This is a genomic window from Aliivibrio salmonicida LFI1238, from assembly GCF_000196495.1.
In the GTDB taxonomy this organism is placed as follows: Bacteria; Pseudomonadota; Gammaproteobacteria; order Enterobacterales; family Vibrionaceae; genus Aliivibrio; species Aliivibrio salmonicida.
The window spans coordinates 571,085-585,679 of sequence record NC_011312.1 but is presented as its reverse complement, the minus strand read 5'-3'; the positions used below and the strand labels follow the sequence as shown (position 1 = coordinate 585,679).

At 40.1% G+C, this 14,595-nt stretch carries 15 protein-coding genes; 10 read left to right on the top strand and 5 right to left on the bottom strand.

Translation table 11 applies throughout. The features are described from left to right. Window positions 1-10: 10 nt before the first annotated feature. The gene (gene lptG, locus VSAL_RS02975; RefSeq protein WP_012549337.1) at window positions 11-1,087 is read right to left on the bottom strand and encodes an LPS export ABC transporter permease LptG; all 1,077 of its coding nucleotides are present in this window, start codon (window positions 1,085-1,087) and stop codon (window positions 11-13) included. Then, window positions 1,080-2,192, bottom strand: coding sequence for an LPS export ABC transporter permease LptF (lptF, locus tag VSAL_RS02970; protein WP_012549336.1), 1,113 nt, complete (start codon window positions 2,190-2,192; stop codon window positions 1,080-1,082). Before lptF ends, lptG begins: the two co-directional genes overlap by 8 nt. Window positions 2,193-2,381: 189 nt before the next feature. Between lptF and pepA the strand changes: the two genes are divergently transcribed. From pepA to VSAL_RS02955, 3 genes are all read left to right on the top strand, one after another. Continuing rightward, window positions 2,382-3,890, top strand: coding sequence for a leucyl aminopeptidase (gene pepA / locus VSAL_RS02965; RefSeq protein WP_012549335.1), 1,509 nt, complete (start codon window positions 2,382-2,384; stop codon window positions 3,888-3,890). Between the two features lie 93 nt (window positions 3,891-3,983). Continuing rightward, window positions 3,984-4,427, top strand: a complete 444-nt coding sequence (locus VSAL_RS02960) for a DNA polymerase III subunit chi (RefSeq protein WP_012549334.1) — start codon at window positions 3,984-3,986, stop codon at window positions 4,425-4,427. A gap of 110 nt (window positions 4,428-4,537) precedes the next feature. Beyond that, window positions 4,538-7,399, top strand: a complete 2,862-nt coding sequence (locus VSAL_RS02955) for a valine--tRNA ligase (protein ID WP_012549333.1) — start codon at window positions 4,538-4,540, stop codon at window positions 7,397-7,399. A gap of 156 nt (window positions 7,400-7,555) precedes the next feature. On the opposite strand, the gene VSAL_RS02950 is transcribed toward VSAL_RS02955, so the two are convergent. Further along, window positions 7,556-8,392, bottom strand: a complete 837-nt coding sequence (locus tag VSAL_RS02950) for a glycosyl hydrolase 2 galactose-binding domain-containing protein (RefSeq protein ID WP_012549332.1) — start codon at window positions 8,390-8,392, stop codon at window positions 7,556-7,558. Window positions 8,393-8,479: 87 nt separating this feature from the next. Continuing rightward, window positions 8,480-8,896, bottom strand: a complete 417-nt coding sequence (gene rraB, locus VSAL_RS02945) for a ribonuclease E inhibitor RraB (RefSeq protein ID WP_012549331.1) — start codon at window positions 8,894-8,896, stop codon at window positions 8,480-8,482. 152 nt (window positions 8,897-9,048) lie between these two features. Here rraB and arcA point away from each other — a divergent pair, with 152 nt between their 5' ends. From arcA to VSAL_RS02920, 5 genes are all read left to right on the top strand, one after another. Continuing rightward, window positions 9,049-10,269 carry an arginine deiminase gene (gene arcA / locus VSAL_RS02940; RefSeq protein ID WP_012549330.1) on the top strand — a complete coding sequence of 407 codons (1,221 nt, stop codon included), beginning with the start codon at window positions 9,049-9,051 and terminating at the stop codon, window positions 10,267-10,269. 95 nt (window positions 10,270-10,364) lie between these two features. Next, a complete protein-coding gene (gene argF, locus VSAL_RS02935) occupies window positions 10,365-11,369 on the top strand; it encodes an ornithine carbamoyltransferase (RefSeq protein WP_012549329.1) in 1,005 nt (334 codons plus the stop codon). Between the two features lie 275 nt (window positions 11,370-11,644). Beyond that, a complete protein-coding gene (gene pyrB / locus VSAL_RS02930; protein ID WP_012549328.1) occupies window positions 11,645-12,574 on the top strand; it encodes an aspartate carbamoyltransferase in 930 nt (309 codons plus the stop codon). A gap of 13 nt (window positions 12,575-12,587) precedes the next feature. Continuing rightward, window positions 12,588-13,052, top strand: a complete 465-nt coding sequence (gene pyrI / locus VSAL_RS02925; RefSeq protein WP_012549327.1) for an aspartate carbamoyltransferase regulatory subunit — start codon at window positions 12,588-12,590, stop codon at window positions 13,050-13,052. A gap of 139 nt (window positions 13,053-13,191) precedes the next feature. After that, window positions 13,192-13,581, top strand: a complete 390-nt coding sequence (locus VSAL_RS02920) for a RidA family protein (RefSeq protein ID WP_012549326.1) — start codon at window positions 13,192-13,194, stop codon at window positions 13,579-13,581. Between the two features lie 56 nt (window positions 13,582-13,637). On the opposite strand, the gene VSAL_RS02915 is transcribed toward VSAL_RS02920, so the two are convergent. Then, window positions 13,638-13,838: an NUDIX hydrolase gene (locus tag VSAL_RS02915; RefSeq protein ID WP_231850872.1), complete on the bottom strand. Its 201-nt coding sequence runs from the start codon at window positions 13,836-13,838 to the stop codon at window positions 13,638-13,640. Between the two features lie 113 nt (window positions 13,839-13,951). Here VSAL_RS02915 and tnpA point away from each other — a divergent pair, with 113 nt between their 5' ends. Both tnpA and tnpB read left to right on the top strand, forming a co-directional pair. After that, window positions 13,952-14,221, top strand: coding sequence for an IS66 family insertion sequence element accessory protein TnpA (tnpA, locus tag VSAL_RS02910; protein ID WP_012549325.1), 270 nt, complete (start codon window positions 13,952-13,954; stop codon window positions 14,219-14,221). Further along, window positions 14,218-14,565: an IS66 family insertion sequence element accessory protein TnpB gene (gene tnpB / locus VSAL_RS02905; protein WP_012548924.1), complete on the top strand. Its 348-nt coding sequence runs from the start codon at window positions 14,218-14,220 to the stop codon at window positions 14,563-14,565. Before tnpA ends, tnpB begins: the two co-directional genes overlap by 4 nt. The last annotated feature ends 30 nt before the right edge of the window (window positions 14,566-14,595 follow it).

Sequence of the window (14,595 nt, the reverse complement as noted above, 5' to 3'; positions counted from 1 at the left end):
ACTATTTATACTAGAGCTTTCTATTTAATAACCCTAAGGTAATCAAAAGAAAGACAAAACTGGGCCCCAAAGCGCCAAAAATAGGATGTATATTATACACCAAGGTCATTGGGCCAAACACTTCATTGGAAATATAAAAACTAAACCCGGCAATCACACCAGAAAGTATTCTCGCCCCCATCGTTACACTACGTAATGGCCCAAAAACAAAAGACAGTGCTAAGAGCATCATTACCGCAACAGATATTGGTTGTAACGCCTTACGCCAAAATGCCAATTCATAGCGGGAAGCATCTAATTCTGAATCTTTTAAATAGTTAACATAATCATACAGCCCCGTTAAAGATTGTTCTTCAGGCTTCACACTAACAACGGCTAATTTATCAGGCGTTAATGTCGTCGACCAACTTAAGGAATCGAGTTTTTTCTCTGTAATTATATTCTCATCTTTCATATCAGTGATGGAAACATCAATCAGTTTCCATCCTTCTTCTTTAGATTCATATTCTGCTTTTTTAGCAAAAACAATGTCATCTAACTTTCTCTCTTTATCAAACTGCCATAGCGTAACGCCATACAGTTTAGCTTGGTCATCAACGCGAGATAGATAGATGAAATCATTCCCATCTTTAGCCCACACACCAGTTCTCATTGAAGCAATATTGCCTCCTGAGATAGAAAATGCACGTAAATCACGAGCCATCTTCTGAGCTTGAGGCGCGCCCCATTGCCCTAATGCCATTACCATCAGCATTAATGGAATGGCCGTTTTTAATACAGAGATACCAATATCTAACTTAGAATAGCCAGCCGCTTGCATTACAACTAGCTCAGAACTTGCCGCTAGCATGCCTAGGCCAATCAAAGCACCAAGTAAAGCTGCCATAGGAAAGAACATCTCAATATCACGTGGCATACTTAATATGACGAAATACAACGCATCAAGAAGATCGTATGTCCCTTTACCAACCTTACGTAATTGTTCAACGTACTTAATGATTGATGACAAACCGACTAACGTCACTAAACACAGTGATGATGTCGCGATAATAGTACGGCCTATATACCAATCTAAAATCTTAAACATGTTTTGGTTTTCTCCGCATCTTATCTTTCAGCTTTCTCACAAAAACACTGTCCATTGAGTTCAATATTATACCAATAATCAGTAGCACGGCATTAATAGCCCACAATCCAACGGATGGATGCAAACTTCCCTCTTCTATCGCTGATTTACCCGCACTTAATGATAAGAAATAAGCCAGATACAATAAAATCGCTGGGGCAAGTTTAGCAAACCGCCCTTGTCGAGGGTTAACCGCCGATAACGGTACCACCACCATCGTCAATAATGGGATACACAAAATTAAAGAAATACGCCATTGCAATTCAGCTTTGGCTTCTAATTCTGTGCGTTTAATTAGATCTAACGTTGGAAGTGCGTCCCAATCCCGACGTTTTTCTTTCACTTCTTTTTGACCAATAAGAACTTCGTAAGATTCAAAATTACTTTCAAGGTAATCAAGACGAGTCGGTATTCCTTCATAACGAGTGCCGTTATCAAGCACCAACACTTGGCGACCATCGTCTAATTGCTTAACCGTTCCTTTTTCAGAAATCAGGACACTTGGTCTCAATGAATCATTAGGTACTGGCTGTGCTAAAAATATATTAACTAAATGCTTTCCGCCTTTGTCGCTAATATCATCTATAAAAACAACGGCTTTACCATCCGGAGACGGCTTAAACTGCCCTTTCTGTAAGAGTTCAATACCGGCATCTGATTCTACATTTTCCATCAACTTGGTACTTTGCTCTTGGCTCCAAGGCGATAACCAAAGTGAGTTCACTGCCGCAATACTGCCTGTAATTAATGCAAGATAAAGCGCAGCTCGAATAAGGATTGAATTCCCCATCCCTGTCGCATTCATTACCGTAATTTCACTTTCTGCATATAGGCGACCGAAGGTCAGCAAAATACCAATAAAAATACTCAGAGGCAGCATCAATAGCCCCATTGCAGGCATGTTATAGCCAACTAATGATAAAATTAATCCCCCCGGAATATCTCCATCCGATGCATCGGCTAAAATCTGTATAAATTTTTGGCTCATAAAGATCAAAAACAGCACAAAAAAGATCGCTAATTGGCTCTTTAATGTTTCCTTGATCAAATATCTAATAATAATCACGTCGAATCTACCTATAGAAAACTTGTATTTTTGTCAGAATCACTATAATTTCCGTGTAAACCATTTATTTTTTAATCTTTGGCTAAATGTTAGCCTGCGAAATCGGTACACTAATATTATAGTATCTAACTAGATTTTGCTCATTATCTAACATTTAGTTCTATTTGTCTTTAGGATGTAGGAGTACGCATGGAGTTCAGTGTAAAAAGTGGCAGTCCAGAGAAACAACGCAGCGCATGTATCGTTGTCGGTGTTTTTGAACCACGTCGTTTGTCTCCAATAGCAGAACAGCTTGATAAAATCAGTGACGGTTACATTAGTTCATTACTTCGCCGTGGTGATCTAGAAGGTAAACCGGGTCAAATGCTGTTATTACATCAAGTACCAAATATTCTTTCTGAGCGTGTTTTATTAGTCGGTTGTGGTAAAGAGCGTGAACTTGGTGAGCGCCAGTATAAAGATATCATCAAAAAAACCATCAGCACACTAAATGAAACGGGCTCTATGGAAGCAGTATGTTTCCTTACAGAACTACACGTTAAAGGCCGTGATACGTATTGGAAAGTACGTCAAGCGGTTGAATCAACCAAAGACAGTTTATACACATTCAATCAATTCAAGAGTAATAAACCTGAGACTCGTCGCCCACTTCGTAAGTTAGTATTTAATGTACCAACTCGTAGAGAGCTTAGCTTAGGTGAGAAAGCCATCAATCACGGTCTTTCTATCTCTTCTGGCGTTAAAGCATCAAAAGATTTAGGCAACATGCCACCAAACGTTGCAAACCCTGCTTATCTTGCTTCTCAAGCACGCCGCCTTGCTGACGACTTTGAAACCGTAACGACAAAAGTTATTGGCGAAGAAGAAATGAAGAAATTGGGAATGACGTCTTACCTAGCTGTAGGCCAAGGCTCTCACAATGAATCAATGATGTCGGTAATGGAATACAAAGGCCACCCGAATCCTGATGCAAAACCAATTGTCCTTATCGGCAAAGGCCTAACATTTGATTCCGGCGGTATCTCTTTGAAACCTAGCGATAGCATGGATGAGATGAAATACGACATGTGTGGCGCCGCTTCTGTCTTTGGCGCAATGAAAGCACTTGCGAAGCTAAATCTTCCATTAAATGTTGTTGGTATACTTGCTGGTTGTGAAAACATGCCAAGCAGTAACTCTTACCGCCCCGGTGATATTTTAACAACCATGTCAGGCCAAACCGTTGAAGTATTAAATACCGATGCAGAAGGTCGTTTGGTTCTTTGTGACGCATTAACGTATGTTGAGCGCTACGAACCAGATTGTGTGGTTGATGTCGCGACGTTAACCGGTGCATGTGTTGTTGCTTTAGGCCACCACATCAACGGTCTGCTTTCTAACCATAATCCATTAGCACATGAACTGATTAATGCGTCAGAGCAATCAGGTGATCGTGCATGGCGTTTACCAATGTCCGAAGAATACAACGAACAGTTAAATAGCCCGTTCGCTGACATGGCAAATATTGGTGGTAAAGCAGGTGGTACTATTACCGCTGGTTGTTTCCTTGCTCGTTTTGCTAAGAAATACAACTGGGCTCACATTGATAGTGCTGGTACCGCTTGGGTTTCAGGTGCAAACAAAGGCTCTACCGGCCGACCAGTCTCATTGCTTGTCCAATTCTTACTGAATCGTTCAGGTCCAGAAAGCGTAGAGTAACCCTCCTCACTTTCATGATATTAAGGGCCGATATTAAGGCCCTTTTTTAATGACTTTATTTCCGTCATTATGTTGTAAAATATAAGAGATACTATGAGCCAAGCTTTATTCTATGTACTTGAATCGACCTCACCTGCTGCAACCCAACCTGGGTTGTTAAAGTTTGTGTGTCAGCTCGCTCATTACTATTACTCTCAAAATGCCCGTGTTTATATTTTAAGTGACGATAAAGAACAGGCGTTATTGATTGATGAATTGCTTTGGCAAAATGATGTTTCTGAATTTATTCCTCATAATCTTATCGGCGAAGGACCAAAATCAGGGTCACCGATAGAAATAGGCTGGGGAACATTACGCCCATCAGGGCGACGTCATGTACTAATAAACTTAGCTCAAGAAGTCGCAACTTTTGCGGTTTCCTTTGCTCAAGTGGTAGACTTCGTACCCTGTGAAGAAAAAGTCAAACAACACGCTCGAGAAAGGTATAAAATATACCGAAATGCAGGCCGCGCCATGCAAACCGAGACATTGAAATAATGCCAATCATCATAGCTAACTGACTCAACTGATTACCATTTTTCAGATAGAGCCATTAACTATGATATTTGGCATTCCACTTTTTAATAGAGATATTCGTGACGAACACTATGGAAAAGACATATAACCCGCAATCGATAGAACAAGCTCTGTACCAGACTTGGGAAGAAAAAGGCTACTTTAAGCCTCATGGCGACACATCAAAAGAAGCTTACAGCATCATGATCCCGCCACCAAACGTCACGGGTAGCCTGCACATGGGCCACGCTTTCCAAGATACGATCATGGATACACTGATCCGTGCTGAACGTATGAAAGGAAAAAATACCCTTTGGCAAGTAGGTACTGACCACGCAGGTATCGCGACCCAAATGGTTGTTGAGCGTAAGATTGCGGCTGAAGAAGGCAAAACAAAACACGATTACGGTCGTGAGACTTTCATCGATAAAATTTGGGAATGGAAAGCAGAATCTGGCGGCACAATTACAAAGCAACTTCGTCGTCTTGGTGCCTCTGTTGATTGGGATCGTGAACGATTCACAATGGATGACGGTCTATCTGCTGCGACTCAAGAAGTGTTTGTTCGTCTATTCGAAGAAGACCTTATCTACCGTGGTAAACGTCTAGTAAACTGGGATCCTAAATTGCACACCGCAATTTCTGATCTTGAAGTTGAAAGCAAAGACAAAAAAGGCTTCATGTGGCATTTCCGCTACCCACTAGCAAACGGTGTTAAAACGGCTGATGGTAAAGACTACATCGTAGTTGCAACCACTCGTCCAGAAACCATGCTTGGTGATACTGGCGTTGCAGTTAACCCTGAAGATCCTCGTTACAAAGATCTGATCGGTCAACACATTGAACTGCCTATTGTTGGTCGTTTAATTCCTATCGTAGGCGATGAGCATGCGGACATGGATAAAGGCACGGGTTGTGTGAAAATCACTCCAGCTCATGACTTTAACGATTACGAAGTAGGTAAACGTCATAGCCTGCCAATGATCAACATCCTTACTTTTAACGCTGATATTCGTGAAACCGCTGAAGTATTCACAACGAACGGTGAAGAAAGTGATGTCTACAGTGCTGAACTTCCTGCTAAATATCACGGCATGGAGCGCTTTGCTGCTCGTAAAGCTATCGTTGCTGAGTTCGATGAACTGGGTCTCCTTGAAGAGATCAAAGATCATGACTTAACCGTTCCTTACGGTGACCGTGGTGGTGTTGTTATCGAACCAATGCTAACTGACCAATGGTACGTACGTACTGCTCCTCTTGCTGCGCCTGCAGTTAAAGCGGTTGAAGATGGTCAAATCAAGTTTGTCCCTAAACAATATGAAAACATGTACTTCTCTTGGATGCGTGACGTTCAAGATTGGTGTATTTCTCGTCAACTTTGGTGGGGCCACAGAATCCCTGCTTGGTATGACAACAGCGGTAAAGTTTACGTTGGTCGTTCTGAAGAAGAAGTTCGTGAGAAAAACAACCTTGCACCTGTTGTTGTACTTCGCCAAGACGACGATGTACTTGATACGTGGTTCTCTTCTGCGCTTTGGACGTTTGGCACACAAGGCTGGCCTGAAAACACAGACGCACTTAAAACATTCCACCCATCAGAAGTTCTAGTATCAGGCTTTGATATTATCTTCTTCTGGGTTGCTCGTATGATCATGATGACCATGCACTTCGTGAAAGACGAAGAAGGCAATGCACAAGTACCATTTAAAACCGTTTACATGACAGGTCTTATCCGCGATGAAAATGGCGATAAAATGTCTAAATCGAAAGGTAATGTACTTGATCCTATCGATATGATCGATGGTATCGGCCTTGAAGAATTAGTTGAAAAACGTTGTGGCAACATGATGCAACCTCAACTGGCTAAGAAGATCGAAAAAGCAACGCGTAAAACGTTTGAAGGCGGTATCGAACCCTACGGTACTGATGCCCTACGTTTCACTCTTGCAGCAATGGCATCGACAGGTCGTGATATCAACTGGGATATGAAACGTCTTGAAGGTTACCGTAACTTCTGTAACAAACTATGGAACGCAAGTCGTTACGTATTGATGAACACAGAAGAGCACGATTGTGGCATGGCTGAAGGTGCAGAGCTTGAGTTCTCACTAGCTGACCAATGGATCACTTCTCAGTTTGAAGTTGCAGCGAAAGAGTTTAATGCTCACCTAGACAACTACCGTCTAGATATGGCAGCGAACACTCTGTATGAATTCATCTGGAACCAATTCTGTGACTGGTATTTAGAACTAACTAAACCGGTTCTTTGGAAAGGTACTGAAGCACAACAACGTGCAACTCGTTATACATTGATCACGGTTCTTGAAAAGACATTACGTCTTGCTCACCCTATTCTTCCTTACATCACTGAATCAATCTGGCAGAGCGTTAAGCCATTAGTTGATGGTGTGGAAGGCGAAACGATCATGACTCAAGCATTACCTCAGTTTAATGAAGAAAACTTCAACGCTGATGTTGTTTCTGATCTTGAGTGGGTTAAAGCCTTCATTACAAGCATCCGTAATTTACGTGCAGAATACGACATAGCGCCAAGCAAAGGCTTAGACGTAATGATTAAAGTGGCTGATGAGAAAGACGCAGCGCGTATTAAGGCAAATGAGATTGTACTCACATCTCTAGCAAAACTAGACAGCATCAAAGTGCTTGACGACAATGAAGAGACGCCTGCATGTGCGACTTCTCTTGTTGGTAAATCTGAATTGATGATCCCAATGGCGGGTCTTATTGACAAAGATGCAGAACTTGCTCGTTTAGATAAAGAAGTAGCGAAAATCCAAGGCGAGATTAAACGTATCGAAGGTAAATTAGGTAACGAAGGTTTCGTTGCTAAAGCCCCTGAAGTTGTTATCGCTAAAGAACGTGAAAAGCTAGATGGCTATAACGAAACTCTTGTTAAGCTAGAAGCACAAAAAGAAACGATTGCGGCACTATAAGTAAGCCTTTTATCTTTATTAGGTTGATATTATCGTAATGCATAAAAAAGGCCGATGTTAATACATCGGCCTTTTTATTATCGGTTCTTTTTCGTAATCAAAAAATAAGACTACTGCCTATGATTACTGGCATTACTATAAATTCACTAAAATGACTTACAAAGGAAAGTGAATCACATTTTCTGTTCGACATAAGCCAATTTCAAGTTCATGGTGCTGACCATCGAGTATTACGTCAATTACATAGAGATCATCTGAGTTTTGCATTTGATCATCCCAATATTTTGGCGCTTCTACTTGGAATAACGCCGACACATGATCACTTCTTACATCCACAGGAAGCGTCAATGTCATGCCATCAAACTTAATACTGGCAGAAATAAGATTGGGTTTATACGTATGGAAACGCACGTCTACTTTTAACTCACAACCATGGTGCCAAATTTGTTCGATACTAATATGATTTAAAGAAAGGTGTGGGATAGGCTGAAAAAAACAAACACCAAAAACTCCAATGTCATCTTTTATATCAATGCTTTGCACTGCACCAAAACGGCGATAATACGCTTGATTTATTTCGCAAACACCGCTGACTTCATTATCATCTAACAACCAGTCTTCATCGTCTTCTTCTAGAAAAAGAATTTCAAAACGATTGCCTCCTAACTGTAAGTATTCTTTGATGTCCTTACGATAACGCGTCATCAATTCATTACAATCAAATACCGCCACACCGTTAATTCTGACTTCTGCATAACGAGAAACACCACTCATCACTAACTCTATCGCAGGGTAGCTCAGTAAGGTTTCATCCACATCAAAAAAACGCATCAAGTGCCACTCTTGATGATTTGCATCTTCGACAGAAAGCACATCATAAGCGAATGCTACACCTTGTTGGATCGGAATATCTTTAATCGGTAGGCTTGTATCTGTTAATGGTGATAGCTGCCATAAGGCCTTTTCCCCATTAAGTAGAATTCTTGAGTTCATTACTATATTCATCCCTAAAAAAATGCCCCAGTATCTGTTTATCAACAGGCCTAGGGCATTATCTTTTATTACCGTACTACGGTAATGTTATTCGTCGTCACCATCTTCAATAACGTCATACTCAGCGTCTTCGCCTTCGTAGTATGTACCCCAACCATCATAGATAATGTCGAATTTCTCAGCGATCAGAACTAATTTCTCTACTTGAGAGTCAATCACGTCAGCATCTAATGCACAATCCATCACTGCATCACAGCAAAGAATTTTAGCACCGTTTTCATCTTCAAGTTCTTCTGCTTCTAATACTTCAAAACCCATTTTAAATGCTTCAACAACGGCATTTTCAAGCGCTTTAAAGTCTTCAGCCATCAAGTGGTGCTCGATAGCATACAGTGCTTCAGGCTCACTTCCGTCAGCTTTTAGCGACTCAATAATTTCACGCGTTTCTATTTTTTGAAATTCAAGAAATTGTTCAACTGATAGATATTCGTCTTCTTGAGACATAGTAAGGCTCCACACTGTATAAAATAATAAAAATTAACTTAAGCATTATAGCCTGCCCAATCCAAATTCCCTAGCACTTCAATAATTAAAGAAATAATACTTTCTATACGGTATTATTTCTCTTATAGCAGTAAATATTAGAAAGGAATCTTATGAGTAAGCTATTTGTTGGCTCCGAAATTGGCCAACTTCGTCGTGTCATTCTTCATCGTCCAGAGCGAGCATTAAGCCATTTAACGCCAACCAACTGTCACAACCTTCTTTTTGATGATGTCCTCTCCGTTGAAAAAGCGCTTCATGAACACGATCAATTTGTTGCCACACTTAGACAGCAAGATGTTGAAGTCTTATTACTTCAAGATTTACTCGAAGAGACGCTCGCTCATCCAGAAGCGAAACAATGGTTATTAAGGCATCAAATTTCTCATTATCGTTTTGGTCCAACCTTTGCTAATCAAATTAGGGCTTTTCTACTCGAAAAAAACAACAAAGAGCTCGCCTCAATTTTATTGGGAGGATTAGCATTTATTGAATTACCATTCAAAGCGCCTTCAATGCTTCAACAATTGAGTGACCCGTTCGATTTTGTTATCGACCCACTTCCTAATCATTTATTTACTCGTGATACTTCATGTTGGATTTATGGTGGCGTTTCAATCAACCCGATGGCAAAAGCCGCTCGTAAAAGAGAATCCAACCATTTGCGAGCCATTTATAAATGGCATCCTTTGTTTTCAAATCAATCCTTCCCTCGTTACTTTGGGGATGAAAATCGCCACTACGATAACGCGACGATAGAAGGTGGGGATGTATTGATCATAGGCAAAGGAAATGTACTTGTTGGGATCTCAGAGCGAACAACCCCACAAGGTATTGAAAACCTAGCAAAACAGCTTTTCAGAACAGAACAAGCCAAACAAGTTATCGCGATTAAACTGCCTGAAAACCGATCTTGTATGCATTTAGATACGGTAATGACACACATGGACCATAATGTATTTTCAGTATATCCACGAGTTATCGATAAAAATATGCCTTGTTGGTCAATCACTCCTTGTGGGGATCAACAATTAGCCATTCAAGAAAAACCTAATTTTGAACACTCACTAATGCAGGCATTAGAACTTGACTCTCTTAATATTATTACCACCGGTGGGGATAGTTACGAAGCGGAACGAGAGCAATGGCATGATGCTAATAATGTGCTCACAATTAAACCTGGCGTTGTCGTCGCGTATGAACGTAATGTCTACACCAATGAAAAATACGATAAAGCGGGTATTACTGTTCTACCAATAATGGGGGATGAATTAGGTCGAGGTAGAGGAGGTGCTCGCTGCATGAGCTGCCCAATAGAAAGAGATGGTATTTAATAAAACCCACAAAACAATAAAATATATATTCACATTTAATGCATTTATATGTTTAAATGAATTTTCAGATTTGGCACAACACCAAGGAGCATGGTATGGCTTTTAATTTACGTAATAGAAATTTTCTTAAACTGTTGGATTTCACACCTAAAGAAATTCAGCATTTACTCGATTTATCTGCTGATTTAAAAAAAGCAAAATACGCAGGTTATGAACAACCGCGTTTATCGGGTAAAAATATTGCGCTTATTTTTGAAAAGTCATCCACTCGAACTCGATGCGCTTTTGAAGTCGCGGCCTTTGATCAAGGAGCTAAAGTCACTTATCTTGGGCCTTCTGGATCTCAAATTGGTCACAAAGAATCAATAAAAGATACGGCTCGTGTATTGGGCCGTATGTATGATGGCATTGAATATCGTGGCTTTGGGCAATCGATTGTTGAAGAGCTTGGTAAATACGCAGGGGTTCCAGTATGGAATGGGCTCACTGATGAATTTCATCCAACTCAAATTCTCGCTGATTTCCTTACTATGCAAGAATACGCAGAAGATAAGCAATTAAATCAAATCAAATTTGCCTACCTTGGGGATGCCCGCAATAACATGGGTAACTCACTAATGGTAGGGGCAGCGAAAATGGGCATGGAGATCCGTCTCGTTGCACCAAAACAATTTTGGCCAGAAGATACGCTAGTAACACAATGCCAAGAAATTGCGAGTCAAACAGGCGCTAAAATCATTCTAACCGAAGACGTAACAACGGGTGTTGAAGGGTGTGATTTTTTATATACCGATGTTTGGGTTTCTATGGGCGAAGCCCCTGAAGCTTGGGATGAACGTGTCGCTCTGATGACGCCATATCAAATCAATATGAACGTAATAAAAGCCACTAATAACCCCAATGTTAAATTCATGCATTGTTTACCTGCCTTCCATAATGATGAAACCGCTCTAGGTAAAGAGATAGCAGAAAAATACGGGATGAATGGGTTAGAAGTGACCGATGAAGTTTTTGAATCGGATTACTCCATTGTATTTGATGAAGCCGAAAATCGCATGCACACAATAAAAGCCATAATGGTCGCAACTCTAGGCCAGTAAATCTAAGATACCGAATAAGAACAAGAATAATCAAAAGAAGTTTGATGCAAACGCTTGCTTAGGATTTTGATACGAGTATAATTTCGCGCAATTTACTAGGAAATTATGATGTTATTAACTTATCTTCATACAGCGGTCGACCGAGTATCTGCACTCCCTACGTGCGGTGGTCCCCTATTTTTTGAGTTTCCTAATTACCGATATTTTTAAAGCCTCCTATTTTATAGGGGGCTTTTTTTTGATTTCAATATGATAAATAAAAGGGAAGAGAGACTATGGCTAACTCGCTATATCAAAAACATATCATTTCTATTCCAGAGCTATCTCGCGAAGAGTTAGAGCTGATTGTGGAAACGGCAGGTAATATAAAAAAAGAACCTCAACCTGATTTGTTAAAAAACAAAGTGATTGCGAGCTGCTTTTTTGAAGCATCCACGCGAACGCGTCTTTCTTTCGAAACCGCCATTCAACGCTTAGGTGGATCTGTCATTGGTTTTGATAGTGCAGGAAATACTTCCCTTGCTCAAAAAGGTGAGACGCTAGCCGATTCAGTTCAAATCATTGCATCTTATGCTAATGCTTATGTTATGCGTCACCCTAGAGAAGGTGCAGCACGTCTTGCTTCTGAGTTTTCAAACGGCACCCCGGTAATTAATGCAGGAGATGGTGCAAACCAACACCCAACTCAGACCCTCTTGGATCTTTATACTATCTACGAAACTCAAGGACGCTTAGATAATCTAAATATCGCTTTTGTTGGTGATTTAAAATATGGCCGAACGGTTCACTCTTTAACTCAAGCATTGGCCAAGTTTAATGGCGTTAAATTCTTTTTTATTGCTCCAGAAGTATTAGCGATGCCTGATTACATTTGTGAAGAGTTAGATGAACTTGGTATTGAATACCAACTGCTAAATAGCATGGAAGAAGCCATTCCTGAACTCGATATTCTATACATGACTCGAGTTCAAAAAGAGCGCTTTGATGAATCAGAATACGCACACATTAAGTCTGCATACATCTTATCTGCTGCGGATCTAAAACCTGCACGTGAAAACCTAAAAGTGCTTCACCCTCTTCCTCGTATTGATGAAATTAATATCGACGTCGATAAAACACCACACGCGTATTATTTCCAACAAGCTGAAAATGGGGTTTATGCTCGCCAAGCATTACTTGCTCTTGTTTTGAATGAATCACTATAAGGAAGAAAATCAAATGTCGAATAAAACTGAATTACGTGTTGAAGCAATCAAAAACGGCACCGTTATCGATCACATTCCTGCAAATATTGGTGTAAAAGTGCTTAAATTGTTCCAAATGGACAAAACAGCAGAGCGTGTGACCATTGGCTTAAACTTACCGTCTTCAGCGCTTGGCTCAAAAGATTTACTGAAAATAGAAAATACATTTGTCACACCAGAACAAGCGAGTAAATTGGCGTTGTATGCACCACACGCAACCGTTAATCAAATTGAGAACTATGAAGTCGTTAAAAAGATACCGCTAATTCTTCCTAAGCAAATCACAGGGGTATTTGAGTGTCCGAACAGCAATTGCATTACTCATGGTGAGCCAGTAGATAGCAGCTTTAAAGTGATAGCTAAGAAAGGAAACATCCATCTGAAGTGCAAATATTGTGAAAAAGTATACTCTCAAGAAGTCGTGACCGATTTACATTAAGCAGACGACAACGAAAGTGAATTAAATTGTCTTCATCTTCTCAGCCTCGATATTCTCGGGGCTGTTTTCTTATCCGCATTTGTTTTATATTGAGTTTATCGGTGAGCTTAAGTTCACTTCATTCAAAAAGGAATAGATCATGACTAAAGTACTTCATACAGATAACGCTCCAGCGGCAATTGGTCCATACATTCAAGGTGTTGATCTTGGTAGTATGGTACTGACTTCTGGCCAAATCCCTGTTAACCCTGCAACAGGTGAAGTATCTGATGATATCGCAGAGCAAGCACGCCAATCTCTTGAGAATGTGAAAGCCGTTATTGAATCTTCAGGCCTAACGGTTTCTGATATCGTTAAAATGACGGTATTTGTGAAAGACTTAAATGACTTTGGTACAGTAAACGAAGTGTACGGCAACTTTTTTGATGAACATAACGTAGCAAATTACCCTGCTCGCTCTTGCGTTGAAGTTGCGCGTCTTCCAAAAGATGTTGGTATCGAAATTGAAGCTATTGCTGTTCGTAAATAACATTAACAAACAATAAATGAAATCAGATAAGGCAGACTTAATGAAAAGTACCTGCCTTATTTTTTATCCAAAAATTGGATTACTTTCGAATACACCGTTTCAAACCAAACAGAAAATACAGTAGGGCTTACTGCTAACGTCTGCTTAATTTTAGTTTCACTCCACCACTGAATGTCACTGACTTCTTCCGGATTAAGTTCAAACCTAACATCAGGCGTATTCGCTAATAAGATATAATCTTGTTCATGCTCACTCAATCCATTTTCTAATTCGGCTTGATAGATAAACCGTAAGCGTGCGGGGAACTACACCTAACAAATAAAATTCATTATGCGTATCTTACGATCTTTCATTTAACGAGAACGTAATTATGCAAAAAGATAAAAAGAGAACACCAGAGCAATGGCACGCTCTATTTGAATCTCAGCAATCTAGCAAGCTTAGTGCCGCTGAATTTTGTCGTAACCATAATATTCTGCCAAAGACATTTAGTGCACGTAAAGCACGATGGAAACAAAAGATTAACGCCACTCCACAATTACCAGATATTCAACTTTCTATCGGAAAATTGCGATTAACATTGCCAGCTAATACTGAACCTCACTGGATAGGACTCTTATTAAAAGGGTATCAATCATGAATGTATTTACTGATGTTTCCACCATTTATCTTCATCGTGATTTTGTCGATTTTCGCAAGGCCATTAATGGCCTTGTCGTGATTGTTGAGCAAGAAATGCAACTATCACCGTTTAGTGATGCTCTATTTATATTTTGCAATAAGCCTCGTGATAAACTCAAAATATTGTATTGGGATAAAACAGGATTCGCTTTATGGTACAAGCGATTAGATGAAGACCGCTTCAAATGGCCACGAAATATAAATAACGATACGTTAGCATTATCAGAGCAGCAACTGACACTGCTATTACAAGGTTTTGATATCTTAGGACATCAACCGGTACATTATCAAACAACCCTTTAAATAGTTGATTCTCAGTCAAGAATAGGAGGC